Below are 3,082 nucleotides of genomic sequence, written 5' to 3'. Positions count from 1 at the left end.
GTCCGGCTCGCCGGGCTGAGGCCGTACCGGATGGCGATCCGCTCCGGCTGGGCGGGGCAGAGCGTGCGCTTCCCGCCGGACGCCGCGAACGACCTGGCTCGGTGGATCGAGTTCGACGCGCCGGAGACCATGCGGGCGTACGAGGTCGCGGCCATGATCAGGACGTGGGTGGGGCGGCTCCGGGGGCTGCCGGCCGGTCGGCTGGCCGCCTGTTCGGTCGCCGGCCAGGAGCCCGCTTCCGCGTGGCATCCGTGTGCGGAAGTGGTTCGGGGAGGGGCCGGGCCCTGCGGCGAGTCCGCTCCCGCGTGGGATCCGTGTGCGGAGGTGGTCACCGGAGGAGCAGGGCCGGACGGGGGCGGGCCCGGGACGTTCGCGGTCAGCCTGCGGTCAGGGCGGTCGTTCCGGCTCCACCCGTACCAGGTCGCGCCCGTATCCCGGCTGGCGGCCGACGACCCGCACGCCCTCGACGGCCTTCCCGAGCGCGCCCGGACGGAGCTGACCACCGGGCTGGCCCGGGCGGGAGTGCTGAGGGGGCACGGGTGAGCCGCTCCCGGCGCCGGCAGGCCCCGTAAATCAGTTGCCCCGGACCGCGATGGGCTGCTGTACTCCCCGCAGCAGCCCATCGATCCAGGAGGTCCCGCCATGCGGACAGCGCTCATGTCCACCCAGCGCAAAGACACCTCCTATCCAAAGGGCATGACGCTTCTTGACACCGTTCGACCAGGGGATCGCACCGCGTAGCACCTCCGTCCTGCGCCTGCTGCGCCCAGGACCCCGCCCCGCCGCCGCGCTGGTCGCGGCCATCGCCGCCGCCACCGCCCTGCCGCTGGCGGCGCCCCAGATCACCCGCCGCTTCGTCGACGACGCCATCGCCGGAGCGAGCACCAGACACCTGACCCTGATCGCCCTCGGCTACCTCGCGCTCGCCGTCGCGGGCCAGGCCGCCAGGATGGTCACCGCGTGGCTGGCCAGCCGCCTCGCCTGGGACGGCACCAACCGCCTGCGCGAGCGCCTCGCCCAGCACGCGCTCGGACTGGACATGGCCTACCACGGCCGGCACACGCCCGGCGAGATGATCGAGCGCGTGGACGGCGACGTGGTGGCCGTGGCCGACTTCGTCGTCGCGTTCCTCATGGACGTCGTGGCCAGCGTGCTGCTCCTGGCCGGGGTGCTGGTCGTCGTCTTCGTCGTCGACTGGCGCATCGGCTGCGCGCTGCTGGCGTACTGCCTGCTCATCGGGTACGGGATGGCTCGCGCGCAGCGGCTGGCCGTGCCCGCCGCGGCCCGGTCGCGGGCGGCGAGCGCCAGGCTGTTCGGCATGCTCGAAGAGCGGCTGGCCGGAGCCGAGGACATCAGGGCCAACGGCGCCGGCGAGCACACCGTGCGCAGCTTCCAGCAGGTCAGCGCCGCCCTCTACCGCGCCGAGGTCAAAGACGCCCGCATCGGGACCACGCTGCTGGCCGGCACGTCGGTGGCGTTCGCGGCAGGCACCGCCATGATGCTCGGGCTCGCCGCCTGGACCCTGAAGTCCGGGACGCTCACGATCGGCACCGCCGTGCTGATCTTCCAGTACACACTGATGGTACGCACGCCGTTCGAGCGGCTCATCGACCAGATCAGGCAGTATCAGGCGGCGCTGGCCGGCTTCGCCCGCATCGGCGACCTGCTGGCCGAGCGGCGCACCCTGCCCGAGGGCACCCGCCCGCTGCCGGAGAAGGGCCCGCTCGGCCTGCGCCTGGACGGCGTCGGCTTCGCCTACCCGGGCGACGACGAGCAGGTGCTGTCGGGCGCCACCCTCACGCTGGCTCCCGGCGAGACGCTCGGAGTGGTGGGGCGCACGGGGAGCGGCAAGACCACCCTCGCCCGCCTGGTGCTGCGCCTGTACGACCCGACCGAGGGCGTCGTGCGGGCCGGCGGGCTGGACCTGCGCGAGGCGGACCCGGCGTCCCTCAAAAAGCGGATCTGCGTGGTCACCCAGGACGTGCAGCTCTTCGCCGCCAGCCTGCGGGACAACCTGACGCTCTTCCGGCCCTCGCCGGGGGACGAACTGCTGCGCGAGGTGCTCCACGGCGTCGGGCTCGGAGACTGGCTGGCCACGCTGCCAGACGGGCTCGACACCGAGCTGCGCGTCTCGGCCGTGTCGGCGGGGGAGTCACAGCTCATCGCGTTCGCCCGCGCGTTCCTGGCCGATCCCGGGCTCGTCGTGCTCGACGAGGCGTCCAGCAGGCTCGACCCGGCCACCGAACGGCGCATCGAGCGGAGCATCGACCGCCTGCTCCAGGGCAGGACCGGCGTGATCATCGCGCATCGCCTGTCCTCTCTGTCCCGCGTGGACAAGATCGCCGTACTCGACCAAGGCAAGATCATCGAGTACGGCCGCCGCGCCGACCTCGCCGCCGACCCCGGCAGCAGGTTCGGGCGCCTGCTCGACCTGGCGGGGGTGCGCCGGTGAAGCCGGTGATGCTGGTGGCCACCCGGCTGGCCACCTTCGACTTCCGCCGCTACCTCGTCGGCGCGCTGCTGTGGCTGCCGGTCCACGTCATCCCGCTCGCGAGCGGGCTCGTCCTGCAACGGATCTTCGACGGGCTCCACGGCGACCTCGGCTGGGTGCTCTGGTTGTGCGCGGCGTTCGTGGGCGTGGAGGTCGCCCGAGGGCTGATGATCATCATCGCGTGGACGTACGGCGTCTACTGGTGGGCCGCCGCGGCCACCCTCCTGCGGGCCAACGCCCTGCGCTCCATCCTCACCGCGCGCGGCCCGGCCGCGGCGCGGCTGCCGCACTCGTCCGGCGAGTCCGTCGCCCGGCTGCGGGACGACGTGGCCGACGCGGTCGACTTCACCGACGAGAGCGTCAGCCTGGCCGGCACGACGCTCTTCGCCGCCGCCGCGCTGGCGATCATGGCTTACGTCGATCCCGTGATCACGCTGGTGCTCGTCCTGCCGATGGTCGCGATCGGCGTGCTGAGCAGGGTCATGCGGCAGGCCATCGGGCGGCTGCACCAGCGGGCCAGGACGCTCGGCGCGGCCGTCACGGCGTACGTGGGCGAGATCTTCGGCGGCGTGCTCGCGATCAAGACCGCGG

Annotated in this window: 3 protein-coding genes; all 3 read left to right on the top strand. The window is 73.4% G+C overall.

Going from position 1 to position 3,082, the window contains the following annotated elements; translation table 11 throughout:
- Positions 1-543 (top strand): hypothetical protein (locus AB0J09_RS60620; protein WP_360712957.1); only part of this gene is annotated, 543 nt, incomplete at its 5' end.
- A gap of 163 nt (positions 544-706) precedes the next feature.
- Positions 707-2,452, top strand: coding sequence for an ABC transporter ATP-binding protein (locus tag AB0J09_RS60615; RefSeq protein ID WP_360712955.1), 1,746 nt, complete (start codon positions 707-709; stop codon positions 2,450-2,452).
- On the top strand, positions 2,449-3,082 hold a 634-nt coding region (locus tag AB0J09_RS60610; protein ID WP_360712952.1), incomplete at its 3' end, for an ABC transporter transmembrane domain-containing protein. The genes AB0J09_RS60615 and AB0J09_RS60610, both read left to right, overlap by 4 nt.

The organism is Nonomuraea sp. NPDC049784 (genome assembly GCF_040659615.1).
Taxonomy (GTDB): domain Bacteria; phylum Actinomycetota; class Actinomycetes; order Streptosporangiales; family Streptosporangiaceae; genus Nonomuraea.
The sequence above is the reverse complement of the archived record's forward strand: the minus strand, read 5'-3'. Positions and strand labels throughout refer to the sequence as shown.